The sequence below is a fragment of the Bacillus sp. BR3(2024) genome, assembly GCF_039134555.1.
GTDB classification, from domain to species: domain Bacteria; phylum Bacillota; class Bacilli; order Bacillales; family Bacillaceae_G; genus Bacillus_A; species Bacillus_A cereus.
Window position 1 is genome coordinate 3083318 of record NZ_CP152433.1, and the last position, 25941, is coordinate 3109258.

Genomic DNA, 25941 nt, shown 5'->3' on the forward strand with positions numbered 1-25941 from the left:
TTTTCACAACAAAAATAGGGTTCCCCTGGCCAGGAGAACCCTATTATACACCTTATTTTTATTTTGGTAAATTATAGCATAAATAAGTTTTTTTGTCAAATTTCCAACCTGCTACGCTCCAACAATTTTTGTAATCTCTAGCAGGAAGACTTCGATCTACACCGAATATTCCAGTTTATAACAACACAAATGGAGGGCGTCATGAAAAGATTAGTTATCATTACAGTAGGAAAAACACACAGTGGAAAAACTACATTTGCAAGAGCATTAGAAAAAGAGTTACCCCACTCTTTCGTTATGGATCAAGATAATCAAGCTGAATTTATTAACACGCATTACGAAAAATTACAGCCGGCTAAAGGCCCTAATACATTTAAGCACTGTCTTTCTAAATTCATTGTTGATTATGCGAAAGAACATACAAATTTACACCTTATTATTTGTAATTCCAATCGCAGTAAAAACGGAAGATTCTATTTACTAAACGAATTATTTCCACAGAATGAATATGTACGCATATTAGTTCATTTTGACATTCCAGATGATGTACTTTACAAAAGAGTGGCTCGAAGCACGCGAAGTACGAATATTTTTAGAGGTGGATATTCTAGTTTCAAAGAAGTACTTGATCGACAACAAACTGAATCACTTCACGATGATGTGGTAGATCCTGTAGAAAACGAGGCTGATTATTTGTTTGTTATTCGCAATAATAAAGATGTAAGCTTTACTATAGAAGAAATTGTTCATCTAGCTAAAGGTTTATCCCCTACCCCAAATAAGAGATTATAAAAATTACATAATCATAGATTATTATGCAAATCCTTCCTCTAAGCGCCTAACATAGTATATAATAATAAGATAATCTACTTCTATATGCTCAATTTTACACAAAACAGCTCATGCATATGAAAGAAAAGAGGTACAAAAATATGAAAACAAAACAAACAATTGCTGCGTCTACACTAGCTTTAGCAATGATTGCTGGCGCGAACTCTGCTCAGGCGGAAGTAAATGATGCTACTCCTCAGCAAAGTACGGGAGATCGATTAGCTGAAATTAAGCAACATAAACAAGAGTTAGATGCGAAATTACAGCAACACAAAGAAAACGTGGATCAAACATTAAATGAACTTAACAAAGTTAAGGAAAATGTTGATACGAAGGTGAATGAACTACATGAACGTAAACAAGTTGCTGATGAAAAAATTAACGAGATTAAACAACATAAACAAGAGTTAGATGCAAAACTTCAGCAAGACAAACAAATCGCCGAAGATAAAATCGCTGAAATTAAAGAGCATAAAAAACAAGTAGAAGATAAAGTTGCTGAAGTAAAAGAGCATAAACAAAATATCGATAACAAAGTGAATGAGATTAAAGAACATAAACAAACTGTCGATGAAAAAGTGAATGAAATGAAGCAACATAAAGAGAACATTGATCAAAAGGTTAATGAACTTAAGGAAGTTAAAAAACAAGTAGATGAAAAATTAGCTGAGTTAAAGAAAGCGAAACAAACTGCTGAAGACAAACTCGCTGAACTAAAAGAAAACAAGCCGAATACTGGTAACACGTTAGAGGAACTTAAGAAAATTAAAGGCAATTTAGACAGTCTTTCCGCTAACTTAGAACTAGCTAAACAAGATGTAAAAAACAAACTAGCTGAATTACAAAAGGCTAGAGAAGATTTACTAAATAAAATTAACGAAATTAAACAATCGAAACAAACTGTTTCAGACGATTTAACAAAGAAAAAACAAGACTTAGATATTAAAATCAACGACTTTAAGCATACTGAGAAAAAAATTGACGACAAATTAGCTGAGTTACATACAACGAAGCAAAATGTTGATAACAAGATTAATGAAGTATCACAGTCCAAACAAACGCAAGCAGATAATGGTACTAAAAACAATAACGCTAAAGAACTTCCTAACGCTGGTAGCGAGCAATCAAACAATATGGCTCTAGGAATGCTATCTGTATTAGGCGGGATTTTATTACTTACTCGTAATAAAATTAAAACGTTATTCTCTAAATAAATCCATTAAAAAAAGGAAAACCGCACATACATGTACGGTTTTCCTTTTTTTATATTAACTGTCCATCTCGAAGCGTCAATATACGATCACATACATCAAGCATTCTTTCATCATGTGTAATCATAATTGCTGCTTTTTGGCTCTCTTTCACTTCACGTTTCATCATTTCAACAACTTCACGTGCGCGTTTTGAGTCTAAGCTTGCCGTTGGCTCATCCGCTAATATTAAATCTGGGTTGTTCATGAACGCACGAGCAATTGCTACCCTTTGTTTTTCCCCACCAGATAGTTGATTTGGATAATGATTTTTTCTTTCTCCTAATCCAAATGCCGCTAATAAATGATCCGCACGCTTTTCTGATTCTTGTTTACTTTCTTTTTTTAACTTAGCAATGTAAAGTAATTGTTCTTTCACATTTAAATATGGAACAAGATTTGCGAACTGGAAAATGAAGCCGATTTTTTTCAAACGAATGTCTGTCATTTCCTTTTCTGATAGCTTCGTAATATTTTGCTCACGAATGTAAATATCCCCTTTTGACGGTGATAATAGTGCACCCGCGATTGATAATAATGTACTTTTCCCTGATCCAGAAGGACCGACGATTCCGATAAACTCTCCAGCTTTCACATCAAGCGACATCGGATGAAGGGCTGTTACTTCCGTATTCCCTTCTCCGTACACTTTACTTACTTTGTCTAATTTCAATAATGAAGTCATTACATCCCGCCTCCAATTGCTTCTAATGCATCAACTTTTAATACTTGGTATAACGAAATAAGTGTTCCTAAAATACTAATTACGATAAAGATTGCTGCGTATTGTGCAATCATCGGTGTTGTTAATAAGAACGGCATACCCGCTGGTAAAATTTGTTCTAATCCTTGTACAAGAACGATACTAATTACCATCGCAACGACTGATAAGAATAACGCCTGTACGACTAAACTATTTGCTAAATACGAGTTCTTCGTACCAATTGCTTTTAATACACCTAATTGCTGTGTTTTTTGTAGTGTAATAACATAGAAGAATACACCGATTAATAACGCAGCGATCACAAGTAAGAACGCAATGATCATCGTTAAAGTTCCTTGCTCTTCTTTAAATCCTGGAATACTTTGCAGTACTTCTTTTTTATCGATAACGTGAGCATTTTTAATTTCTTTATCTGTGTTAAGTGCAATTGCACTATAATCTTTTTGGTTTGGTTGTGAAATAGATCCCCATACGTCTTCATTTACATAAACGACTGGTGTATGGCTAAACATTTGATCTTTCGTAAATCCGACGATTGTAAATTCTTTCTTTGAAACAGGATCGATAATTGTATCTCCAATATCGATTCCCTTCTCTTTAATCGATTCATCAGCAACCATCTCGTTGTTTGCTGTACCTAATTTCTCCCCTTTTACAATGTTCGGTTCTAAAAATGAATCTCGTTCGCTTGAGAAAATAGCGATATCAACCTTTTTCGAGCTATCTTTCTTTTCATATGTTGAAACTTTCACACGAAACGGAACTGCCTCTTTCTCGCCTACTTGACTTACTACGTTATCTACATCGTCTTTCTTAATTTGTGAACGAAGTAATTTATTTTCCGCATCATCTGCTAAAACGAACTTATTTGCCTCCATATTTTGAATCGATGAAGCATTATCATATGATAATCCATTTGCTAATCCTGAAATAACAAGGACTAAAAATGATAATAACACCATAATCAATCCGATTAATCCGTATCGTAATTTTGATTGTTTTAATTCACGCAGAGCTAAAAACATTTCGCTCGCTCCTTCCTCTTTCTTTCTATGCACTTATCATAAAAAAGAAATATGAACGGAATATGAACAGAAGATTACAGAGATTAAGATTTAATTTTCAGAAAGTATTGAAACCATTCGAAATCCTTGATACAATTCAGTCAAATAATATTGACCGAGTAATTTTATTCAAGGAGTTGATCATTTTGAAGCCCGTGTTCACACTAACTACCTATAGCCAACTAAAAGCAATGAGCGATCCACTACGTGTCGAAATGATGATGCGTCTATGTGAACGTCCTTATACAGGACAACTACTATCTGAAAAATTCGGCATTCCAAGGGCGAAAATTCATTATCATTTAAAAGAATTAGAGAAAAATGGCTTTATAGAAATCGTATATACAGAAGAAAAAAATGGCATCGTTCAAAAATTTTATCAATCTGTCGCTAGAGGCTTTACCCCTGCTGCCGAACTATTACCTCATTTAGAAATAGTAAGTGAATCAGGTCGCCAAATCTTTTTACAAATGACGGAAAGAACGAAAAGTCATATTCTTGCTGCACCCGAAGAAGCTTTTACATTAAGAAAAGAAAGTGAAGACCCGGCTGAGTGGAATTACGTTTCATCTTGCTGGGAGTTTGATGCTACGCCAGAACAATTTCAAGTGTGGGTGAAAAAATTTCATCAATTGATGGCTGAATTAAATGAAATCGCAAAAGACGCGGATAAAGATCCAAATAGTAAATCTTATTACATTTCTACTACTGCACTTCAAATCGCAGAGAGAACAATGCAGCAATTTGTTAAAGAAGAAGAAAAATCGTAATACGATTTTTTTTTACATAAACGGTCAAATTTATTTTACCGAATAAATTTCTTATAAAGGAGTAGATTAAATGGACATATTGAAAAACCGGAATTTCCTCTTATTATTTTTAGGGAGAATTTTTACAAACATAGGAGATAGCTTGTACTACGTAGCAGCAATGTGGCTCGTATATAAGCTAAGTGGTAATCCTTTTTATTCTGGATTGGCTGGTTTCCTTACGTTACTACCTTCTGCATTACAATTTCTTACCGGCCCATTCGTTGATAGATGGCCAATTAAAAACACCCTCGTCATCACACAAGTTTTGCAATGCATTCTTATATTAATCATTCCTATTACACACTACTTCGACCTATTAACAGTCCAACTACTACTCATCATCATGCCCATCGTAGCCTTTATCGAACAATTCGCCTATCCTGCACAGTCAAAAGCTTTACCACTTCTACTGAATAAAACACAATTATTAAAAGGAAACTCTCTCTTCTCATTTGCGTATCAAGGCATTGATTTAATTTGTACGACGCTTTCTGGAATATTAGTAGCACTATTTGGCGCGATCACTTTATATGTAATTGACTCTTTCACATTCGCGATTACTGCCCTTTTGTTCTTTTCATTGAAAATACCAAAGCAAACCGAAACAGGTACAACACTTTCAACTAAACAATATTTCTCTGATTTAAAAGAAGGTTTTTCAATCGTCTTCCGTTCCTTAATGGGCGTATTCTTAATCGGTTCCGTTGTCGCTAATTTTTCAATTGGTATGACGATGGCCATACTCCCTTCTTTCGCTGATTCTTTAGGGGGCGTGAAATCATATGGCTTCTTCTTAGCTGCTATATCAGCAGGTAGTCTCATCGGTGCATTATTCAGTTCATGGGTTGGTAAACGTAATGTTGGCCGTGTCTCTATTATTGGCTTTGCGACTGGCGCTACCTTTTGGTTTCTCTCTACAATCGTACCGTTTCAATGGCTATCTATTCTCTTATTCGGCCTAGCTTGGATTCCAATTGGTGCAACCAACATATTATTTGCGACAATTAGCCAAATTGTAATTCCAAATCAATATATTGGCCGCATCAATTCAGTCATGCGAAGTATGAGCACAATTGCTATGCCGATCGGTTCTTTAATTGGCGGATACACTGCAAATGTATTTAGTAGCCAACTCATTTTCGCACTCGCTAGCATCGGTATTTTATTTATTTCTCTCGTATGGCTACTTCATCCGAAATTACGAGCATTGCCAAAAGCTGATGAGATTACAGCGGATACTTTTGGAGTGCAGTTTAGGGAGGAGCGCGGGAAAGGTGCTGCTTTATAGCCAGCAAACATAACCCCGTTCTAAATTTGGGACGGGGTTAAAAATATAATAATAAAGTCGTTTGAATATCTAAATTTTATTCAACAAAAGCACCAACCTAAAACGGCAGTTAACGCTTTGATGGCCATGCCCCCTGCATTTTCCTTAATTGAATAATTTGGCCTGTATGATAAGCATCATGAAGCATGATGTCCAGTAATTTACCTTCAAGTGAATTTTGTTCAAGCCCTCTTTCAGAAATTGCACTTAATACCTGTCTTAAATTACGCTGAGCATTTTCAGAGCGTTCAACGACTTCCTTCCATTCCGTATCATTATTAGATTGCTTAGTCAGATAAAAGGTGTCATTACCGTCAAGATTATGTGTCCATTCACGTCCTTCCAAGTTTGCAGCAAGTCTTTCTTTGTAATAAGTGAGATGATTAACATTCTCCCAAATGGTATTCGTTGTCTCTCCAGCTGGTTTCCACATAGCCTGTTCAGCTGTAAGTCCTTCTATAGCATGTTTAAACGGTGCATACCAACTCTCTTTATCGAATGTTGAATCTAGTACGTTTAATAACAAGTCAATTCGTTTCAAAGTAATTTCCTCCCTACACAGTTCAAGTTTTAATACACTTCCTCTAACTCTGTAGAGATTCTACATTTTTAAATAAACTTCCTCCTAATCCCACTCCATAAACTCATCCGATTATGCAATTAAAATGACTCATATTTTTTCATTTTACACGTATACTTGCGACAAAAAAAGAAGAGGCTGTTCCCAAACAGCCTCTTTCATCTATTTAGGAAGTTCAACCCGAACAGTCGTCCCTTCCCCTTTCGTGCTATATACCGAAACGGTCCCTTTATGCAGTTCAACAATCTTCTGCACGATTGATAACCCTAAACCGCTACCTTCTACGTTTCTTGCTCTCGCTGTATCCACCTTATAAAAACGATCAAAAATACGATCCATTTCTTCTTTTTCCATACCGATTCCGTTGTCTGATATAGAAATTATAACGCTAGACTCTAACTCTTCCACGAAAAACTCAATCGTTCCACCATCGTTTGAAAACTTAATGCTATTCGTGAAAATGTTACTCCATACTTGATGAAGTAAGTTTTCATCACCTTGAATTGTAATGTCCGGCACATCAAATTCAACGGCGATATCTTTTTCCCGCCATTTCCATTCAAGCATAAAAATGACGTCTTTAATTTGTTTTTGTAAGGAAAAGTCTTTTATTTGTAAAACCTTTTCCTCCTTATCTAATGAAGCGAGCGTAAGCAACTGTTTACATAAACTAGACATTCGCTTACTTTCACTTTCAATAATTTGTAAGTAATGATTTCTTTCTTCCTCACTCATCTTTTCTGTTTGCAACGTTTTTGAAAAACCTTGTATGGAAGAAAGTGGTGATTGAAATTCATGTGAAACGTTCGAAACGAATTCTTGTCTCATTTCATCTAGTTCTTTAATACTTTTCGTCATCTTTTGGAAGCTTGTAGATAACGTTCCTATTTCATCTTTTCGTTTTACGTCTAATTCAATTTTATATTCCCCACTCGCAATTTTTTGCGTAGCCTTCGTAAATTTACGGATTGGGCGAACGATATAACCTGCTGCAATCGCTATAAAGATAATGCTTAATAGTACGATAAACCCAAGTAATACCGCTAAGAAAATTCGCATTTCGCCAAATTGGTTCTGAATGTCGGGGCGAATAAATAACGCGTACTGTTTATCACCGTGCTTTACCGGTACACCAACACTATTTATTAATTCATTATCGAAAAATCCTGTAATAAAAAGACGCGTTGGATACGTAGAAACACCATTAAACGTTTCTCCTTGCAATACTTTATGAACAGTAGCATCGCTAATAGACGTCTTACGAAACGCATTACCGATACGCTTTCCATTCTTTTGATCATCGACAATATAAATTTCATACCCTAACTTTGCAATAGAATGCAAATACGTCTCTTGATTTTCTTCACTTTGCTTTTCATATAATGATTTAACTTCTTCCGCATACTTTAAAATCTTTTCACTATTATACGGTTTTAACTTCACTTGATAATATACGTTCGTTAATAAAAAGCCGATAATACTACTAAGTAGCATAATGCCGACCGTCATAAATACAAATCTAGAATATAGTGATTTCATCTTATTTCAACTCCAACTTATACCCGAGGCCGCGCACTGTCGTAATTTGAAAATCATCCGTTCGTTTTGAGAAACGATCTCTCAGCCGTTTCACATGAACGTCAACCGTTCGTTCATCCCCTTCAAAATCCATTCCCCATACTAATTCAATTAGCTCTTCTCTTGAAAATGTTCTCCCAGGATAACTAGCTAATTGTGATAATAATTCAAATTCCTTTAACGGAAGTAGAATCGTCTGTCCGTTACACTTCACCTCAACACCTTTACGATCAATTGTCGTTCCGTGGAGTGTAATAATGTCTGCACTCAGCATTTGATAACGGCGCAGCAATGCTTTCATACGGAAAATCACTTCAGCTGGTTCAAATGGTTTTACGATATAATCGTCTGTGCCAGAAATGAATCCTTTTTCTTTATCCACTAACTGGTCTTTCGCAGTTAATAAAATAACAGGAATATCATGATACTTCCGTATTTCTTCACATAACGTATAACCATCAACAAACGGCATCATAATGTCTACAATCGCAAGATGAATATTTTCCTTCTCTAATACTTCTTGCGCTACCTTTCCATCTTCAGCTTCAAAAACTTTAAACCCCTCTTTTTCTAAATGGTAATGCAATAACTCTCTAATATGTTTATCGTCATCAGCTAATAAAATATGTATCATCTTCATTAAACCCTCTCTCGTTCATCCTTCTACATCACTACATTAAAAAACAATTAGATTTTTTGCAAGAAAAAGAAAAAGAATCTATTTTGAAAAAAGATTATTCAAAATAGATTCTCACGTTTTAGTATTAAGATTATTTTAATCAAAAACAATTTTTAAGCCTTCGAAATATCAACAAATCCTTCTCCGAACACATCACGAACATCGTGGATAGCGATGAACGCCACCGGATCCGTAGTTTGAACAATCCGCTTTAGCTTCACTACTTCTTGCTTATTAATAACAACATAAAGAATGTCCTTCGGAGTTTTCGTGTAATAACCATGACCTGAATACACAGTAACCCCTCTACCCATTAAAGTAGTCACCTTCCCGGCAATTTCATCTGGTTTATCAGAAATAATTGTAATGGCCTTTTTCGGATTTAAACCTTCAATTACAAATTCCATTACTTTCGTTCCTACATATAGCATAATAATTGTCAGCATCAGTTTTTCTGCACCAATGATGAAATAAGATGAAAATGCAACGATTAAATCGAAGAACAGTAGACCATAGCTAATGCTCCAGCCTAAGTATTTATGTGTCATCCTCGCTAAGATGGTAGTTCCTGCTGTCGTTCCACCAACGCGAATGATCAGACCAATCCCGCATCCGATAAATATTCCACCGAAAATGGCATTTACCAGCATTTCATCTGAAGTAATCGTCCATCCTTCTGTTAAATGAAGAAATAGCGAGTTCGTAACTACAGCGATAATCGTATAAATCGTTGTGATCTTATTTAAAAATTTATAGCCGACTATTAGCAAAATCGCATTTAAAATTAAATTGACTAAACCTGGTGACCATTCAAATAAATAGTACGTAATAATCGTGATACCTGTTACCCCGCCCTCACCAAACTCGTTCGGGATAACAAACAAATTGACACCTAACGCAAAAAGAAATGCACCGATAATAATAAAAATAATGTCTGTCGTTCTTTTTTTCATACAGTACCTCACTTCTTATGTAAATATTTATTCTGTCATAAACTCTCACCATTATATCGTGGAATATTCAAATCGAACAGTGGTTTGTTTTTATTTTAATATAAGATAAAAAATCAACATTATTTATTATGTACTGCAAATAAAGTTTTGATTTCAACCGTAATTTACTCTTAAAAAGAAATGCTAAACATTGACTTGCACAAATTTCAAATAAAAAAGTACCCATCTAATTGTCATACGCAATGAGATGGGTACTGCATGATACATTTAGTTTTTACATGTATTGTTTGGAGAAAATTGCAAATAACGATTTATACTCGCCTTATTAAGACCAAATCCATACATCATCATTATTTTCAACGTTCGTCTTTGCTTCATGAACTTTTTCTATATGGTCAACTGTGTTCCAGTTAATAGAACTTCCGCCCCACCCTACATACTTCATATCAATTTTCACTTTCTCACCCACATTAAATACTTGTCCCTTTGTTAAGAAAACATCAATAATATCTTTCTTCCCATTTAACGATGGATACTCAACTACAACATATTTAGTAGCACTGTCTCCCTCATCTTCCATCGTTCCTACTTTTGATACTTCTCCAATTACATAATTAGGTGAGCCATCTTCTTTCATGTGCATACCTAACTTGTTTGTTGTATTTTCAACTGCAGTTGCAACCATATATTCTGTAAAATTACGCATCATAGATCCAGTAGCTTTTACTTCATCTCCTACTTTCACGTTTGAAAGTGAATCAATATACACACTAACAGGTTCCACATATTGCTTAGATTTTACAACAATCACACCGTTATCTACTTCTACTACTCGTCCTTCTAACGTCGAGAAATTCGATTCAATAGAAGCTGCACTCGCTTTTGTTAGTTCTAATCCTGGTACATTTGTTCCTGATAATGCTGCGATCCCTAAAGCACCTGCTAAAATTATTTTTTTCATACCCATATGTAACATCTCCATTCATGATGATTTTATTTTTTTGATTGGTATCGACCAATCTGTAATCATTATAGTTACAGGTTATAAAAATAACAACCGTTTTCCTCATGCAATGATGCATACTGTGATTTTCAAATATAAATTTTAGCAAAAAATATTTGTAGATTATTCCTATATTCAGCACTAATACTAAATTCTCAAATTACAGCAGGTGAACTTATTGAAGGCGGAGAAACTAATGTCATGTACAATGTTCTTCAACTCTACGGTTTGTATAGCCGTAGTTCATTACATTATGTAGGAGCGGGATTCATATGTTAATAAAACCAAAGAGATTACAGCCAGGAGATATCGTAGCGACAGTAAGTCCTTCGTGGGGAGGAGCAGGTGATGCTGAAATAAGATGGCGATATGAGCAAGGAGTAAAAAGATTAGAAGAAGTTTTTAGTCTTACGGTTATCCCAATGCCAAATAGCTTAAAAGGTAGCGAATACCTTTATAACAATCCAGAGGCTCGTGCCGAAGATATAATGACAGCATTTAAAGATACACGCGTGAAAGCAATTATCGCGAATATTGGCGGTGAAGATAGCATCCGGTTACTTCCCTATATAGATTTTAATGTGATACGCGAAAACCCGAAAATTTTTATGGGGTACTCTGACGTTACTATTACACATTTATTTTGTCATAAAGCAGGCCTTTCCTCTTTATACGGTCCAGCAATTCTGACCGATTTTGCCGAAAATGTAGAAATGGATCCATACACAATTGAAATGGTAAATCGTACCCTCTTTTCAAATGAAACGATTGGCGAGATTCAACCAGCTCATGAATGGACAAGTGAGCATTTAGAATGGATTGAAATAAATAAGGATACAAGACGTACGATGCAGCAAAACAATGGATATGAGGTACTTCAAGGCTCTACCACTGTACAGGGGCGCTTAATTGGTGGTTGTATTGAAGTATTGGAATTTGCAAAAGGAACGGAACTTTGGCCTGAGAAAAAACATTGGGAGAATAGTATTCTCTTCTTTGAAACTTCTGAAGATCATCCAGAACCAAGTTATATAAAATATTGGTTACGAAATTATGCAGCACAAGGTATTCTGCAAAAAGCAAAAGGAATCATTTTTGGTAAACCGAAAGATGAACAATACTATGAAGAATATAAACAGGAAATATTGCAGGTTATGAAGGAACATAACTTAGAAGATTTGCCGATTCTTTATAATTTAAATTTTGGCCATACTGAACCGAAGTTTATTTTACCTTACGGTGCAATGGCAGAAATTGATTGTGAGAATGGATCTTTCTCTATTTTGGAGAGTGGTGTGGAATAAAGGAAAACTTTAAATAAGTTTAGCCATAAGTTTTATAATTTTTTTTCATTTTAGGGTGTATTTTATTTTGATGAGCTTGATAGCAATATGACAGGACTCAAATAAATAAAAACACTCCTATGAGATATGACAGTGAATTGGTACTTTTTAAATGATATGGAGATTACTTATCTAATGATAAAGGGGGATTTACGTGTATGGAAGTAACATTTACAGTAAGTAAGTGGGATGAAAAACCAATTGATGATAATAAAAAAGATTTCCCTATTAATATTGCTCATGTCGAATATGATATTGATGGGGAATTAAAAGGAAAGGCTTTTGTTGAATACTTATTATATTATTTAGACTCAAATATAAATGATGGTCACTTGGCTACGGCTAAAATTTCTGGATTTTTACACTTTGAAGGGATTTATAAGGGGCAACAAGGGACATTTACAGCTATAGAGCAAGGAATATTTGATAAAGGAAATTTAGATTCCCCAGGAACAATTATTAAAGCTACCGGTAACTTAGAAAACCTGAGAGGATCCTATAATTATCAGTTTACAGGTCAAACTAGTAAACTGATTTTAGAGTTTGAATTTTAGTAAAATATCCTATAATTTAGTGGAAAGGACATTTCTTGTAATACTAGGAATGTCCTTTTTGTTGACGAGCTTATTCAACTATTTTCTAATAGTTAAGGAAAGAACAGAGTATACGTTATGGAGGGAATTAAAACGCTAAGCCTGGGAGGCATCGGGGGCCCACTTATTCATTACTTTTCCTACCAATCAAAGAATAATGCCTGAAAAGCTCCCCTGCATTACTTCTTTTCCAAGTTGATTCATACATATAAACATCGTAATTATCTTTGGACGTTTTTTCATCAGGTTCTAATTGTTCAATGCTTACGTCACAACGAATGGTTACTATTAATTGGTGACTTTCTATTAAATGAAAATCGCCTCTTATAGAGCGCAGTTTTACTTATGTTCATTCTTATGCAAATTCTGAAGCATATTCTTCGTATGTCTTTAATGTATTAAGCAATCGAGCTGATTCAATCATGATTTCGTTCGATGAATCAGTTACACAAATGACAATAAATCGATTATCATCTCTATCTCCAAACAACCCTTCTGATTCAAGTTCCATTAACACATTTAACGTTTCTTTCAACAGTGTATGTACTCGTATGTTAAAGTCATCTTCGACGATATTATGATATTTCTTAATAATTTTGTTCACTTCATCAAACATTCCAAAATCGTTCCATTCGCTCCACTCAACAGCTCCGTATCTATAATAATTGTATAAAGGGTCCGATTTATTAACTTTGATTAGTCTTTCTTTATTTGCCACTGGTCCAATGCTATTGACACAATCGTCTGTTAATATGGAGTACCCGTATATTGTGTCAACACCGCATCTTGTTAAAAGTTCGTTATAATGACAACGAATTGCATTTTTCAATTCAACATAAAAACTTTTTTGCAGCTGCATTTTCATCGTATTTCCTCCATTTTTTTTGTAGCGACCTGTTGTTACATATTTCAATCTTAACATTAAAATCAACATTAAACGTTTACTGAGCCAAAATAAGAAAAACCGAAACTAAAAATCATTTCGGTTTTTCTAACTAAAGAAGTCTATTTATTTTAAAGAATGAACAAACAACCCACTACGCAGTTTCGGTTCAAACCACGTTGATTTCGGTGGCATGACTTCTCCGGCATCTGCGATTGCTAATAAATCTTCCATAGATGTCGGATATAATGCGAATGCTGCTTTGTATTCGCCGCTGTTCACAAGGCGTTCTAGTTCTTCTAATCCGCGGATTCCTCCGACAAAATCGATACGTGAATCAGAACGCGGATCATGTATTTCAAGCACTTGGCTTAATAAATGATCTTGCAGAATAGATACATCTAAACCTCTAACAAGATCATTCGCATCAAATGTTTCTTCTTTCACAGTAAGCTTATACCACTTCTTATTTACATACATACCAAATGATTTGGGCTCATTTGGTTTATACGGAGAAACAGTTGCTTCTTCTACATAAAAGTACTGCGTAATTTGATTTAAAAACTGTTCCTCTGATAAGCCATTTAAATCTTTCACAACTCGGTTATAGTCCCAAATCGATAATTCATCATGAGGGAATAGAACCGATAAGAAGAAATTAAATTCCTCTTCTCCTGTGTAATTTGGATATTGTTCTCTTCGCATAAGTCCTACTTTTGCAGCTGATGCAGAACGGTGATGCCCATCTGCAATATAAAGATTAGGAATATCTTCAAATGCGTTTACTAAAGTCGTAATTACATCTTCATCTGCAATCTTCCACGCAACATGCTTAACACCGTCTTCTGCTGTAAATGTATAAATTGGCGCATGCTCTTCTTTCCAGCTTCTAATTAAATGCTTTACTTCATCTTTTGTACGGTACGTTAAAAAAATCGGACCTGTATTTGCGTCACACACATCTACGTGGCGAATACGATCTAGCTCTTTTTCATGACGTGTTCTTTCATGTTTTTTAATTGTATCATCTTCATACTCATCAATAGATGTACAAACGACAAGGCCTGACTGCGTTCTTCCTTGCATCGTCAGTTCATAAATATATAGCGCTGGCTCTTCATCTTGTATGAACACTTCTTCTCGTATAAATTGCTTTAAATTGTCTCCCGCTTTTTCATACACGCGATCATCGTACGGTGACAGTTCAGGATCTAAATCAATTTCTGCTTTATCAACATGCAAGAAAGAATATGGATTCCCTTTTACAACTTCCCTTGCCTCTTCACTATTTAATACGTCATACGGTAAAGCTGCCACTTGTGCCGCTTTTTCCTCTACTGGACGAATGGCCCGAAACGGTCGTATTTTTGCCACATTCCTCTCTCCTTTACACAATCATTCGAACGGCTACAACACCTGTAATTTTGCTTATATTTTCTACAATATTCTCTTTTATTATATCATCAATTCCGTTATCGATATCAATCATTGTGTATGCCCAAGAATGTTTACTACGATTAATCATATCGGCAATATTAATATGATGTTCCGCTAAGCATCCTGTAATTTGCCCTACCATATTCGGGACGTTTTGATGCATAATTGTAATTCGTTTCTTTCCGATATACGGCAATTCTACGTTTGGATAATTTACTGAATTACGAATATTTCCTGTCTCTAAATATTCACGTAATTGACGTGCTGCCATTACTGCACAATTTTCTTCCGATTCAGACGTAGATGCACCAAGGTGAGGCGTCGCTGTTACATTTTTCATCTTTATTACATTTTCATTCGGGAAGTCCGTTACGTAATGTGTAATAATATCTTCTTCTAATGCTTTTTGAAGAACCTTTTCATCTACAAGTTCTCCTCTAGAGAAATTAAATAGACGCATCCCTCTTTTCATCTTCTCTACAGCGTGTTCCCCAATAATCCCCTTCGTTTGATTCGTAAGAGGAATATGCAGTGTAATATAATCACACGTTGCAAAAATTTCATCAAGGCTAAATGCTCTTTGCACATGTGTAGAAAGACGCCAAGCTGTTTCAACTGAAATGTAAGGGTCATATCCGATAACATCCATCCCTAACGCTAACGCATCGTTCGCAACTAAAGCACCGATTGCGCCAAGTCCGATAACACCTAGACGTTTCCCTGCAATTTCTGATCCAACAAATTGTTTTTTTCCTGATTCAACAAGCTGTGGTACTTCTTCACCCTCTAAGTTTTTCGTCCAACTTACACCATTAATAATGTTACGTGAAGACATAATAAGACTGGCAATAATGAGTTCCTTTACAGCGTTTGCATTTGCCCCCGGCGTGTTAAATACTACAATTCCTTTTTCTGTACATCGCTCGACAGGAATATTATTTACACCAGCGCCAGCTCTTGCAATCGCCTTTAAATCTTTTGAAAACTCTTCTTGATGTAAAGAATAGCTACGAAGCAAAATTCCATCTGGATGCTTGATTCTATCTCCTACTTCATAACGTTCTTCAGTAAAAACTTGCAAACCTTTTTCTGCAATTTGATTTAACGTTTGAACACGAAACATATCCCCATCTCCCTATCTATTCTCAAGCTCAAATTCCTTCATATAATTTACTAATTGCTGTACGCCTTGTACTGGCATCGCATTGTAAATACTAGCGCGCATACCACCGACTGATCGATGCCCTTTTAACGTAACAAGTCCTCGTTCTTTCGCTTTTTGTAAAAACTCACTGTTCAGCTCTTCTGACGGTGTTGTAAACGGAATGTTCATAAGTGATCGATACGTAGGATCAACTGGTGAAGTAAACAATTTTGATTCATCTAAGAAATTATAAAGAAGTGAAGATTTCATTCTATTTTGTTCTTCAATCGCAGATACTCCGCCTTGCTCTTTCAACCACTCTAGTACAAGTTTCGTTACGTAAATACTAAAGGACGGCGGTGTATTATATAAGGAGTTATTTTTACTGTAAGTTTCATAATTTAACATTGTCGGACAAGAGCGATCTGCTTCCCCAATTAAATCTCTTTTTATAATAGCAATCGTTAAGCCCGCAGGTCCTAAATTCTTTTGCGCCCCCGCATATATAAGACCAAACTTCGAAACATCATATCGCTCTGATAAAATATTTGAGGACATATCCGCAACGAGCGGCACTTTTTCTACATGTGGAATGTCCACATATTTTGTCCCCTCAATTGTATTATTCGTTGTAATATGTACATAATCTAGTTTTTCATCACTTAATAAACCGTCCAGTTTAGGAATCTTAGTAAACTTCTCTTGCTCGGAAGAAGCAATCACTTGTACTTCCCCAACTTTTTCGGCTTCTTGCAATGCCTTTTTAGACCATGAGCCAGTTAGTACGTATCCAGCTTTTTTATACGTATTCATTAAGTTCAACGGTATCATAGAGAATTGTAATGACGCACCGCCTTGTAAAAATAAAACTTCATACTCATCAGGGATGCTCATTAATTCACGAAGTAAGTTACTCGCTTCCTCTATAATACTTTGAAAATAAGAAGATCGATGACTCATTTCCATAATAGACATGCCTGTCCCGTTATAATTTAATAGCTCCTTTTGCACTTTCTCTAAAACTGGCAAAGGGAGTATTGATGGTCCTGCTGAAAAATTATAGACTCTCTCCATTACCCTCATAACCTCCCTATTTCTCATCGGATTATTTTTTAAACTTTCTGAATTATAACCTAAAATATAATATGTGGTCAATTTGTTTTCTATTATTAGGGCGCAAGACGCGATGGAATCGCTTGCAAGTGCAGACTTTTTTATGGACATATAAAAAAGTGTTAAGTACATAATCGTACTTAACACTCTAATAATGAAAGAATAATAGCTAATCGTTCGTAAAGAACCGATCAAAAATTTGATAAATAGCAGAGAGACCAATGAGCCAATAAATAGTGTCCACAAGCGCCGGCATAGAACCAAACCATTTCTCAACTACATTGTAATCTAACGCTACAAATAACCAATTCAAACCGCCAAGAATCACCAAAATTACTGTAAGGTAAGACAAAAATTTCATTATGATTGCCCCCTAGGTGATAAGATGGTGAAAGGCCTTTCACTAGAAATATATGTAGTAAACTTTAAAACTTACCTATTTTATAAAATTTATTTTCTGTACCACCCGTTAATAACTGCCTCTGCTTCTTTACTATGTATTTGATACGCATGTGTACTATCATTAGAGCCAATAAACCAAATTGAAAAACCTTTAAAATATGGTTTCGGTTCTAATACATCGCGGTAAGCACGCCATCCATTTAATTGCACATCCTTCGAAAACACATTTGAAACATCTGGATTCCATGGATTTTGTAATCCAAGTTCACGTGCTGGAACGTTAAATCCACCGAAGTAAACTGGCTTTCCTGTTGCATTATGTAATTGTTCCAATTGCTGAACAACATTTTGCCCACGATTATATACTGTTGTCGCAAATAAACTTTGCTTCACTTCTTCATATGTTGGATTTCTTTTTCCTGAAACTTCAAACCAACTGTCTATGCTAACAATATCCACCTTTTTTAAATACGGGCGATTGATTTTCTCTTTAAACTTCGCTTCATAAGAAGGGTCCCAGCTTGCTGTTAACCACCAGTTCATTTGATACAAAACATTTCCTTTATACTGATTACGAACAAAATCAATTGTATCGCTCCAGTATCCTTCTGCATACTCCATATTCACGAAATTAGAAGCAATCTTTAGTCCATACACATTGTATTTACTTGTAATGGAATTAAAAATATCTTGCAGAATAACCGTCTTCCAATTCCAGAAGAAATCATTAATGTTACTTGGGTTCCATTCTGTCTCTCCAACATTCCCCTGCTGAATATACGGGAACGGTTCCACTATAACTTGAATATTACGCTTTAATAATTCTTGAATTAAAATAATAGCTTGTTGCTTTTGCGCTTGATTAATTACCATGTTCGTAGAAGTCACATTTGGGATATCTACTTGAATCGGTACATTTACTGTATTTAAATTTAAACGCTCTACATCAGCTAACACTTTCGCTACATTTCCAACTTCCCATACTGTTACGTTTCCTGATTTGATTTTTCCAGATTGAACAGTATTTACATCTGCCTGTACATTTCCTTGAAAACAAAAAGAAAACAACATAAGAAACACTCCTAAAAAACTTATTAAACTCTTATTTTTCTTCACAACTTTCCCCCTATAATTTTTGGCTTTCTTGATTATTTTATACAACGTTTCATATATATTCCACAAAAAATCCAATAAATTTTTATTGATAAAAATGCTATTCATCCTTTATTCACATCTTACTCATACTAAGCTCCTAAAAATAGTAAGATAAATAAAAAAGGAACGGATTTCCGCTCCTTTTTTATCTTTTTACAATTATCAATCCATTTCCCTTTTAGGCTCTACCAACATGATATGGGATTCCTTTTCAGTGAAAGGTTTATGCTCAACGCCTCTCGGGACAATAAACATCTCGCCTTTAGAAATTTTCACCTGTCCATCACGAAAATCGATGAACATCTCCCCTTCAAGCACAATAAATAGCTTATCTGTATTAGGATGCTCATGCCATATAAAATCTCCATTAGCTTTAAAAAGCTGAATTTGATCGTCATTCATTTCACCAATCACTTGTGGATACCAATAATCGTTAATTTTAGATAACTCGTCATTTAGTTTAATAGGTTGGTAATGGATAATAATCCCTCCTCACTTTCAAATTCCACTATATTACAGTAATATAAGTAAAAAAGTCGTTATTACGCTTAAAAAGAAAATGCTCCGGCCAGAACTTTTCATTCAGATAGTACAAAGGAGTGATTTCAATGAAAGTACTTTCAATCCAATGTTTCCTTTAACTCTCCATAAGTATAGAACAGTGATTTTCAAATAAGAATGGACCCCTGTTGACATTAGTATGGATTATTGATGAACTTCTCGCGATATTTAGTAGGCGAAATGCCAACTCGCTTCTTGAAAACTCTACTAAAATAAAAAGGGTCTGCGATTCCAACAGCCTGCGCAATTTGTTGTACAGGCACATCACTTGTACATAACATTTTTTGAGCCATCTTTATACGATAGTTCAATAAATATTCTGCTGCCCCCATACCTGCATGCTTTCTAAACACGTAAGAAAGACGATTTCGATTAACATTATTTTGTTCTGTAAGTGTATGAATTGTAATATCTTTATAATAGTATTTACGAACGTAACTAGATATTCGTTCGAATAAAGTATGCGACTCATAATTGCTTTCTCTATTGAAAACACTTAATAAAGCTTCATTCAACGCTTCGCGAAACAGCATTTCGGTCTGAAACATCGAAATGCCTCCACGCTGATTATATACATCCCAAAGACGCATAAGTAATTCGACAAGACGAGGAGATTGTCCTGTTAATAATTCAAAATGCTGATGAGTAAATCCAGAGTCTTCTCGTTCTGAATTGCTTATCCGATATAAAACAAGAATATATTCCCAGTTTATTTCACCAAGCATTTTATGGGCTAATGTCATTTTTGCACCCCCATGTATAACTTTTCCTGGGGAAAGAGTATACGGCGTACCATTAAATTGAAATTGCGTCTTCCCTGTAATTGGAAATACAAATCCTGGGAAAGAATCTGTAGACTCAGCAAAAGGCACACCTGGATTTTTAGCATAACGATATACTCCTTCTACTCGGAAAGGAGTATTGGCAAGATACTCTGCTAACTCATTCACGTCTAACTTCACAATACACGCCTCATTTCAATAATAGTTTTCTTGTAATTCGCGAGATTAATTGGTGTACATTCTGGGAAACGCTAAACTAAAAATAGTACATACAACTTAACAAAATCTGATTATTAACCTATAAATATATTGTTTTTCATTTATTGACCAAAGTATCCTCCCTATATTATTGATAATGATTTTCATTGTAGTTTGATAAAAAAACATTTGTCAAGTTGGCTGGCCTAGAAAAATGATGAAACAAGGGGGATAGAGGAACAGTTCTGTTGCAAATAATACCTAGTCTTTGTTAACTAATTCCCCTCAAAACTGGAATGATCATGTTAATAGTTGTAATGACTTTATTAGTTACAGCACTTACAGCATGTGGAAATAATCGTAATCCTGAAGAAGTTGCTACAGCGTATTTCGAAGATGGAAACAGCCTACTATCAAATTAAATGATAGTAGGCTGGCTGTTAAAATTATTTAAGAACTGGGTTATGTTCTAAATGATAAGCTTTCATTATCAAAAAGAGTATTACTAGTTCCCTCCACAAACAAAAACACCCTATCACTTCGGTTCTAAATTTAGCACCTTCCCCTCTATCCCCTCCGTATTCAATGTAGTCGTATGATACGTGCCATTTACCCAATCATCTATTTGATCATGATACCAATCGCTTCTAAAATGGCCCGACTGTCCTGGCCCTACGATATGATAACCGTTTGACATATCTTTCGTATCAATAATGAATCTCCAAGACGCCCCGTGATTTACAATGCCGTTTTCGCCGTAACTCGCTGCTTGCACGGTAACTTGGCTCCCACCAATCGGAACTGGTTTCTCACGATTAAAAGCGAGTAATGCTAACATACTCGATGATTTCGAAATTGGATGTGTAAAAGCGAGTTGATGGTAATCGCCCCACTTCCACTCTCCAATATCGGGTCCATATTCCTTCTGCAATTTCTTCATTACATTCTCGTACGATGTATGCACAACTTTTGTGAAACCTCCGTACTTCGTAAACCAAACGCTATTTTCTCCCGCTACTTCTTTTCGAATCAATTCATCAACAACTTGTGACTTCCCTTCAAATAACTCCATTACATCTTTCGGTATTTCTTTTGAAAATAACGTATTTGAAATCTCTTTCATTAACAAATGGAATATTAATGGTGCCGCTTCATCTTTACTATCGTAAAAATTCCACTTTGTTAATTGGTCTACGCCTTCTTTCTCTACCTCATTTAAAGATGCTTTATTTAACTCTTTTAAAAATATAGGAGTAAACTCTTTCCCATATAAATTCTTTTGATCCATCTGTAACTCTTCTAAATCTTTCACCGTATACTTTTCCTTCTCTTGCAAAAATTCTTGAATACGCATTTGCCTATATGGCTGCGCCCACGTATTGCTAATATGATACGGATAATCATCATCAACAATTTTATTATTCGCAGTTGAAATAAACCCTTGTTTTGGATTAATTACTTTTGGAAGTTGATCAAACGGGATATACCCTTCCCATTCATATTCATCTGTCCATCCTGGAACAGGTAAGCTACCATCACCTTTTTTACGCACTGGTATATTTCCATTCGCTTTATAAGCAATTGTGCCGTCGTTTGATGCAAACACAAAGTTTTGGGTTGGTGTATGAAAATCTTGAAGAGCGGTTTCAAACTCATTCCAGTCTTTTGCTTTGTTCATATTTAATACAGCTTTTAACTCAGCTGACGGTTCTAAAGCTGTCCACTTTAAAGAGAATACTGTTTTCGTTTTCTCCTTCCCCTTATCCGCAAACTCTGAAATTACTGGTCCATGCCTCGTAATCGTAACGTTATAAGGAATTGTCTTCCCGCCTTTTACTTTAATAGACTCGTCTACAACGGTAGCTTTCTCCCATTTATCGTTATACAGAAATTCATTTTCATTATTAGGATTTCTCTTCTCAATATATAAATCTTGCACATCAGGCCCTGTATTCGTAACACCCCACGCTATTTTGTCATTGTGTCCTAATATAACACCTGGTACTCCAGCGAAAATAACGCCACTCACATTTAAACCTTTCATTTCAAGTCTCGTTTGATACCAAATAGAAGGCGTCGCAAGAGATAAATGAGGATCATCTGCTAAAATTGGCTTACCTGACGCACTCTTCTCACCGCTCACAACCCAGTTATTACTACCGTTAAACTCCGGCGGAATTATCGTTTTTGAAAAACTTTGTGCTACGTCCACATTTGTATTTTTCAGTTCAGCTAGCAATCTAGGAGCATCTTTCGGATATGCAGGAAATAGCTCATTCGCTTGCTCTTTCGGAAGATTTTTCAGCGCCCAATATCGAAATGCCTGTCCGTGCCAATGTCCTCCTAAGTCAAACGCCATATACTTCCCAATCGTTAAAGTATCAACAATTGACCACTCAGCAGGTTCATAACCTAATATAGTAAACTCAACTGGTAATTTCTTTTCCTTTTTCGCCTCACGTATAAAAGCGTTCACCCCATCAGCAAATGACTGCAGAGCATATTTCGCTTCTCCATTATATTGACTAACTGAAGCTTCGGCCGCTCGCCGTAAACCGAGTGTTCGAAACAATTTATCTCGGTCAACAGCTGCTTCCCCAACAACTTCACTTAATATACCAGAAGCTTGTCTTCTACTTAAATCCATTTGAAACAACCGATCTTGCGCTTGTACATATCCTTGTGAAAAATATAAATCATGTGCATTTTCCGATTTAATATGCGGGACACCTTTACTATCACGCTTCACCGTAACAGCGTGTTGTAAATCCTCTAGCTTTATCGTTCCATCTATCTTTGGCATAGATTTCAGCGTATATATGTTCAAAAAAATCGCAGCGGAAATAACTAACAAAAAAACGATACTACTAGCCCAAATAAAAATTCTTTTTCCCCTTTTTCGTTTCTTCTTTATAACGACTTCCATATAACCACCCCTTTCTCACACTATTCGCTTCTTTTTGAGAAAGAACCTTTTAAAGACATTGAAAAACCCCCTTCATTTTCCTACCAATGAAGGGGGTTTTTCTTATCGTTCGCTACGCCAACTTTCATTATGCCCAAGATTTGAATCTGTCGCTACTTGGACATCATATAACATTTCACTAAAGAAGCGTTTATCTACTTCTTTTGGTACAATGCGTCTTTCATCATCAATCTCATCGTATTCATATGAACCACGCTTCACTGTACCTGCTTTATAAAATTGAATGTCAAATACACATACATCTTCTTCATCTTCATAACCAATCGGAGCTCCGCTAAATGACAATTGCACGCCTAATCCGGTACGAGTATCTTCTTTGTAAAATGTATAATATACACCGCCATCTTGAACAGACCCACGGATCCATCCAAGCTTCGTCATCTTACCGAATAACGAACGACCATTTAGTAAAATACCGTCAAAATAATCAATTTAGACTTAGACAAATAACTGGCATACAATTTCATAATAAGAGATCCTATACTATCGAAATACATCTATTACAAATTCCCTTTAACGTTTTCAACAATCTCATTTATCGTATTCCGATCAAACTTATCACTAATTTCAAATGACTCACGATCTCCTACGAATTGCACGCCTACGATATCATTGCGATCCTTACCGTATTGCACTTCAATAATAGATCCTCGCTCTATTTGTTTCCAAATGAGACCTGCTTCATCTTTATTATCTAAAATAATGCAGTCTTCAATATTTTCATCAATCCCAATTAATTTATTATCATCCATATATCCAATCTCGTATTGTTGCCGTTCTTTCGCTTTGCCACTTACTAATATACCTTTGCTACCATATGAGTAATCCATATAGTCCTTTTTCTCCGTTTGTACCGCTTTCGGCTTTTGTGCTTCAGTTTTTTCAGCAGCCCCACAACCTGTAATAAGACTGATTGGGATAACCACTATTAATACTAATCTAGTAAATTTTTTTATCATTTGTAACCAACCTCATATATTTAATGCAAAACTCCATTTATTACTCTATTAAAGAATAACATGATACTAATTAAACAGAACGAAAGATAACATATTATTTACATACCCACTCTTTAATGAAGGACCAGGCCATTTAAACCTAGTCCTCCATAACTTTAACTTTGCTTCACATACCTAATTGTATGAAATGACGTCTCATTAAATAATTGCAAGTTTTCCCCATCATAATCTTGAACTTTATATGCTATTTTCTTTTTTTGAATTGTATCTTCTACACCGTCTACTAAACGTTTATTGAGATGTAAATAGATTGTAAAAGCTTCCTTATCATATTCCCAAGTGCCTTCAATATAATTCTTTTTATTTGGATACTCACCTTTACCATACGTTTCAAATGTCTTATCACCTTTTAGAATAAGTGACATAATGAAACCGTCTGTTCCTTTGAATCCCCAATTACCGATTAATTCCGTACCATCTTTCACATTCTTCATAACGTTATCCGTATTAATTCCAGCTTTCTTATCTAACTCTTTCAAATCTTTCACAGATACTGTACCGTCACCGATTTTAATATCCCCTTCAAGATCTTTGAATGCCTTAAGCCAGTAAATATCTCCTTCTTTCACTAACTTTTCGGATTTCTCCATTAACTCTTTATCAGTCTTATCGCCTTTTTCTCTTTTTTCTTTTCGGGTGAATACTTCATTTATTAAAGAAAAAGACTCTCTAAAATAACCAATTGCTTTTTCAAAATCCTTTTGTTGATTTACATACTCTGCAGGGGGATCTATCGACTCAAATTTATCTAACACTTTATTTAATTCTTTCACACTATCTACTATATCTGATTTCTTTTTCTTACCGTCAAAAACCTCTCTTGTAATATTGTTATGCTCCGCAAACAACTTATCAAACTCTACTCCTAATTTATACACTTTATTAGGATAGTCTTCCTTTGAAACTTTTTCTTTCTTACTATTAGACTTCGATTCTTTTACTTTAGACTCTTCCGTTTTCTCCTGTTTAGAAGTGTTCGTTTTCTCAGAAACTCCACAACCAAATAACAACATGACCGGAACTGCTACCCCTAGTAGTTTCTTTGCATTCATGACTGATTTCTCCTTCTACTTGAATAGATTACTCTTGCTATACCCATCCTCTTTTTTTATCTTGTAATTAAAGTTACAATCGCAATAACTCCTAGAATCGGTCCCCAATATTCCATTTTTATAAAAAATAATGAGTGCTTTTTGTTAAACATAACTTTTTCACCAGTTTCGGCATCTATATAAACTTTCCCATCTGGCTTATTAATATATTTACCTAAATACCAAGACATAACCCCTGATATAATAAACATTACCGCCATTGGCCAACTATGGTCTTGAAAATATGTAGCGTCCCCCGTTATAGATCCAAAGATAGCCTTACCCAAAAGAGTATTAATAATTACAATAATTGCGACCAAAAAACCCCAACCAGACCAAATAATCATCTATTTCTCCTCCTAAAGCGTACAACTTTGTACTTTATGTTAATTTGAACTGCAAACGAAAATGTTTAAAAAACCGAATATTCAGA

Annotated in this window: 25 protein-coding genes and 1 pseudogene; 6 read left to right on the forward strand and 20 right to left on the reverse strand. The window is 35.2% G+C overall.

The genetic code is table 11. From position 1 onward, the window contains the following. The first annotated feature begins 201 nt into the window (after positions 1 to 201). Together V7S45_RS15825 and V7S45_RS15830 are read left to right on the forward strand one after the other, a co-directional pair. Positions 202 to 792, forward strand: coding sequence for an AAA family ATPase (locus V7S45_RS15825; RefSeq protein WP_025686850.1), 591 nt, complete (start codon positions 202 to 204; stop codon positions 790 to 792). A gap of 140 nt (positions 793 to 932) precedes the next feature. Next, the gene (locus tag V7S45_RS15830; RefSeq protein ID WP_025686849.1) at positions 933 to 2045 is read left to right on the forward strand and encodes an LPXTG cell wall anchor domain-containing protein; all 1113 of its coding nucleotides are present in this window, start codon (positions 933 to 935) and stop codon (positions 2043 to 2045) included. Between the two features lie 49 nt (positions 2046 to 2094). Here V7S45_RS15830 and V7S45_RS15835 read toward each other — a convergent pair whose 3' ends face one another. Next, positions 2095 to 2766 (reverse strand): ABC transporter ATP-binding protein, encoded by a 672-nt coding sequence (locus V7S45_RS15835; RefSeq protein WP_000202606.1) that lies wholly within the window; start codon positions 2764 to 2766, stop codon positions 2095 to 2097. After that, the gene (locus tag V7S45_RS15840; RefSeq protein ID WP_000477773.1) at positions 2766 to 3830 is read right to left on the reverse strand and encodes an ABC transporter permease; all 1065 of its coding nucleotides are present in this window, start codon (positions 3828 to 3830) and stop codon (positions 2766 to 2768) included. Before V7S45_RS15840 ends, V7S45_RS15835 begins: the two co-directional genes overlap by 1 nt. 185 nt (positions 3831 to 4015) lie before the next feature. On the opposite strand from V7S45_RS15840, the gene V7S45_RS15845 reads away from it, so the two are divergent. Together V7S45_RS15845 and V7S45_RS15850 are read left to right on the forward strand one after the other, a co-directional pair. Then, complete coding sequence (locus tag V7S45_RS15845; RefSeq protein WP_025686848.1) at positions 4016 to 4639, forward strand: winged helix-turn-helix domain-containing protein; 624 nt, start codon at positions 4016 to 4018, stop codon at positions 4637 to 4639. Positions 4640 to 4709: 70 nt separating this feature from the next. Beyond that, complete coding sequence (locus V7S45_RS15850) at positions 4710 to 5969, forward strand: MFS transporter (RefSeq protein ID WP_025686847.1); 1260 nt, start codon at positions 4710 to 4712, stop codon at positions 5967 to 5969. Between the two features lie 109 nt (positions 5970 to 6078). On the opposite strand, the gene V7S45_RS15855 is transcribed toward V7S45_RS15850, so the two are convergent. The 5 genes from V7S45_RS15855 to V7S45_RS15875 all read right to left on the reverse strand — a co-directional run bounded on the left by V7S45_RS15855 (position 6079) and on the right by V7S45_RS15875 (position 10765). Then, positions 6079 to 6549, reverse strand: a complete 471-nt coding sequence (locus tag V7S45_RS15855) for a DinB family protein (protein WP_025686846.1) — start codon at positions 6547 to 6549, stop codon at positions 6079 to 6081. Positions 6550 to 6750: 201 nt separating this feature from the next. Further along, positions 6751 to 8127, reverse strand: a complete 1377-nt coding sequence (locus V7S45_RS15860; RefSeq protein WP_025686845.1) for a HAMP domain-containing sensor histidine kinase — start codon at positions 8125 to 8127, stop codon at positions 6751 to 6753. 1 nt (position 8128) lies between these two features. Further along, positions 8129 to 8806, reverse strand: a complete 678-nt coding sequence (locus V7S45_RS15865; RefSeq protein ID WP_000781959.1) for a response regulator transcription factor — start codon at positions 8804 to 8806, stop codon at positions 8129 to 8131. 152 nt (positions 8807 to 8958) lie between these two features. Further along, positions 8959 to 9798, reverse strand: coding sequence for a YitT family protein (locus V7S45_RS15870; RefSeq protein WP_000747502.1), 840 nt, complete (start codon positions 9796 to 9798; stop codon positions 8959 to 8961). 325 nt (positions 9799 to 10123) lie between these two features. Beyond that, positions 10124 to 10765: an ATP F0F1 synthase subunit alpha gene (locus tag V7S45_RS15875; RefSeq protein WP_025686844.1), complete on the reverse strand. Its 642-nt coding sequence runs from the start codon at positions 10763 to 10765 to the stop codon at positions 10124 to 10126. Between the two features lie 308 nt (positions 10766 to 11073). On the opposite strand from V7S45_RS15875, the gene V7S45_RS15880 reads away from it, so the two are divergent. Further along, entirely contained in the window at positions 11074 to 12105 is a 1032-nt protein-coding gene (locus V7S45_RS15880) for a S66 peptidase family protein (protein WP_000905874.1), read from the forward strand. Between the two features lie 197 nt (positions 12106 to 12302). Then, the gene (locus tag V7S45_RS15885; protein WP_000454089.1) at positions 12303 to 12698 is read left to right on the forward strand and encodes a DUF3224 domain-containing protein; all 396 of its coding nucleotides are present in this window, start codon (positions 12303 to 12305) and stop codon (positions 12696 to 12698) included. Positions 12699 to 13092: 394 nt separating this feature from the next. On the opposite strand, the gene V7S45_RS15890 is transcribed toward V7S45_RS15885, so the two are convergent. The 13 genes and pseudogenes from V7S45_RS15890 to V7S45_RS15950 all read right to left on the reverse strand — a co-directional run bounded on the left by V7S45_RS15890 (position 13093) and on the right by V7S45_RS15950 (position 25855). Then, positions 13093 to 13602 (reverse strand): DUF4303 domain-containing protein, encoded by a 510-nt coding sequence (locus V7S45_RS15890; RefSeq protein WP_001989073.1) that lies wholly within the window; start codon positions 13600 to 13602, stop codon positions 13093 to 13095. 144 nt (positions 13603 to 13746) lie between these two features. Further along, positions 13747 to 14994 (reverse strand): DUF1015 family protein, encoded by a 1248-nt coding sequence (locus V7S45_RS15895; protein WP_001063073.1) that lies wholly within the window; start codon positions 14992 to 14994, stop codon positions 13747 to 13749. A gap of 13 nt (positions 14995 to 15007) precedes the next feature. After that, positions 15008 to 16180 carry a 3-phosphoglycerate dehydrogenase family protein gene (locus V7S45_RS15900; protein WP_025686842.1) on the reverse strand — a complete coding sequence of 391 codons (1173 nt, stop codon included), beginning with the start codon at positions 16178 to 16180 and terminating at the stop codon, positions 15008 to 15010. Positions 16181 to 16192: 12 nt separating this feature from the next. Beyond that, positions 16193 to 17275 (reverse strand): 3-phosphoserine/phosphohydroxythreonine transaminase, encoded by a 1083-nt coding sequence (gene serC / locus V7S45_RS15905; protein ID WP_016124867.1) that lies wholly within the window; start codon positions 17273 to 17275, stop codon positions 16193 to 16195. Positions 17276 to 17483: 208 nt separating this feature from the next. After that, complete coding sequence (locus V7S45_RS15910) at positions 17484 to 17675, reverse strand: DUF378 domain-containing protein (protein WP_000670804.1); 192 nt, start codon at positions 17673 to 17675, stop codon at positions 17484 to 17486. Between the two features lie 89 nt (positions 17676 to 17764). Beyond that, the gene (locus V7S45_RS15915; protein ID WP_000739788.1) at positions 17765 to 18832 is read right to left on the reverse strand and encodes a hypothetical protein; all 1068 of its coding nucleotides are present in this window, start codon (positions 18830 to 18832) and stop codon (positions 17765 to 17767) included. A 201-nt stretch (positions 18833 to 19033) separates the two neighbouring features. Beyond that, a complete protein-coding gene (locus tag V7S45_RS15920) occupies positions 19034 to 19273 on the reverse strand; it encodes a cupin domain-containing protein (protein WP_000997182.1) in 240 nt (79 codons plus the stop codon). A gap of 293 nt (positions 19274 to 19566) precedes the next feature. After that, the gene (locus V7S45_RS15925; protein WP_000762815.1) at positions 19567 to 20394 is read right to left on the reverse strand and encodes an AraC family transcriptional regulator; all 828 of its coding nucleotides are present in this window, start codon (positions 20392 to 20394) and stop codon (positions 19567 to 19569) included. Positions 20395 to 20947: 553 nt separating this feature from the next. Next, the gene (locus V7S45_RS15930) at positions 20948 to 23338 is read right to left on the reverse strand and encodes a penicillin acylase family protein (RefSeq protein WP_025686841.1); all 2391 of its coding nucleotides are present in this window, start codon (positions 23336 to 23338) and stop codon (positions 20948 to 20950) included. A gap of 102 nt (positions 23339 to 23440) precedes the next feature. Continuing rightward, a pseudogene (locus tag V7S45_RS15935) lies at positions 23441 to 23815 on the reverse strand (MolR family transcriptional regulator); the annotation flags it as partial. An 83-nt stretch (positions 23816 to 23898) separates the two neighbouring features. Then, entirely contained in the window at positions 23899 to 24357 is a 459-nt protein-coding gene (locus V7S45_RS15940) for a hypothetical protein (protein ID WP_025686839.1), read from the reverse strand. Positions 24358 to 24512: 155 nt separating this feature from the next. Next, positions 24513 to 25469: a DUF3994 domain-containing protein gene (locus V7S45_RS15945; RefSeq protein ID WP_025686838.1), complete on the reverse strand. Its 957-nt coding sequence runs from the start codon at positions 25467 to 25469 to the stop codon at positions 24513 to 24515. A 56-nt stretch (positions 25470 to 25525) separates the two neighbouring features. Next, entirely contained in the window at positions 25526 to 25855 is a 330-nt protein-coding gene (locus V7S45_RS15950) for a hypothetical protein (RefSeq protein WP_000587853.1), read from the reverse strand. Positions 25856 to 25941 lie beyond the last annotated feature (86 nt).

What these genes read in the sequence shown, in the direction of transcription:
- V7S45_RS15850 (WP_025686847.1), top strand. Translation starts at nt 4,710, where the DNA reads ATGGACATATTGAAAAACCGGAATTTCCTCTTATTATTTTTAGGGAGA.
- serC (WP_016124867.1), bottom strand. Translation starts at nt 17,275, where the DNA reads ATGGAGAGAGTCTATAATTTTTCAGCAGGACCATCAATACTCCCTTTG.
- V7S45_RS15920 (WP_000997182.1), bottom strand. Translation starts at nt 19,273, where the DNA reads ATGAATGACGATCAAATTCAGCTTTTTAAAGCTAATGGAGATTTTATA.
- V7S45_RS15910 (WP_000670804.1), bottom strand. Translation starts at nt 17,675, where the DNA reads ATGAAATTTTTGTCTTACCTTACAGTAATTTTGGTGATTCTTGGCGGT.
- V7S45_RS15875 (WP_025686844.1), bottom strand. Translation starts at nt 10,765, where the DNA reads ATGGGTATGAAAAAAATAATTTTAGCAGGTGCTTTAGGGATCGCAGCA.
- V7S45_RS15825 (WP_025686850.1), top strand. Translation starts at nt 202, where the DNA reads ATGAAAAGATTAGTTATCATTACAGTAGGAAAAACACACAGTGGAAAA.
- V7S45_RS15940 (WP_025686839.1), bottom strand. Translation starts at nt 24,357, where the DNA reads ATGATAAAAAAATTTACTAGATTAGTATTAATAGTGGTTATCCCAATC.
- V7S45_RS15835 (WP_000202606.1), bottom strand. Translation starts at nt 2,766, where the DNA reads ATGACTTCATTATTGAAATTAGACAAAGTAAGTAAAGTGTACGGAGAA.
- V7S45_RS15860 (WP_025686845.1), bottom strand. Translation starts at nt 8,127, where the DNA reads ATGAAATCACTATATTCTAGATTTGTATTTATGACGGTCGGCATTATG.
- V7S45_RS15870 (WP_000747502.1), bottom strand. Translation starts at nt 9,798, where the DNA reads ATGAAAAAAAGAACGACAGACATTATTTTTATTATTATCGGTGCATTT.
- V7S45_RS15890 (WP_001989073.1), bottom strand. Translation starts at nt 13,602, where the DNA reads ATGAAAATGCAGCTGCAAAAAAGTTTTTATGTTGAATTGAAAAATGCA.
- V7S45_RS15900 (WP_025686842.1), bottom strand. Translation starts at nt 16,180, where the DNA reads ATGTTTCGTGTTCAAACGTTAAATCAAATTGCAGAAAAAGGTTTGCAA.
- V7S45_RS15885 (WP_000454089.1), top strand. Translation starts at nt 12,303, where the DNA reads ATGGAAGTAACATTTACAGTAAGTAAGTGGGATGAAAAACCAATTGAT.
- V7S45_RS15930 (WP_025686841.1), bottom strand. Translation starts at nt 23,338, where the DNA reads ATGGAAGTCGTTATAAAGAAGAAACGAAAAAGGGGAAAAAGAATTTTT.
- V7S45_RS15830 (WP_025686849.1), top strand. Translation starts at nt 933, where the DNA reads ATGAAAACAAAACAAACAATTGCTGCGTCTACACTAGCTTTAGCAATG.
- V7S45_RS15950 (WP_000587853.1), bottom strand. Translation starts at nt 25,855, where the DNA reads ATGATTATTTGGTCTGGTTGGGGTTTTTTGGTCGCAATTATTGTAATT.
- V7S45_RS15945 (WP_025686838.1), bottom strand. Translation starts at nt 25,469, where the DNA reads ATGAATGCAAAGAAACTACTAGGGGTAGCAGTTCCGGTCATGTTGTTA.
- V7S45_RS15865 (WP_000781959.1), bottom strand. Translation starts at nt 8,806, where the DNA reads ATGAAGATGATACATATTTTATTAGCTGATGACGATAAACATATTAGA.
- V7S45_RS15880 (WP_000905874.1), top strand. Translation starts at nt 11,074, where the DNA reads ATGTTAATAAAACCAAAGAGATTACAGCCAGGAGATATCGTAGCGACA.
- V7S45_RS15840 (WP_000477773.1), bottom strand. Translation starts at nt 3,830, where the DNA reads ATGTTTTTAGCTCTGCGTGAATTAAAACAATCAAAATTACGATACGGA.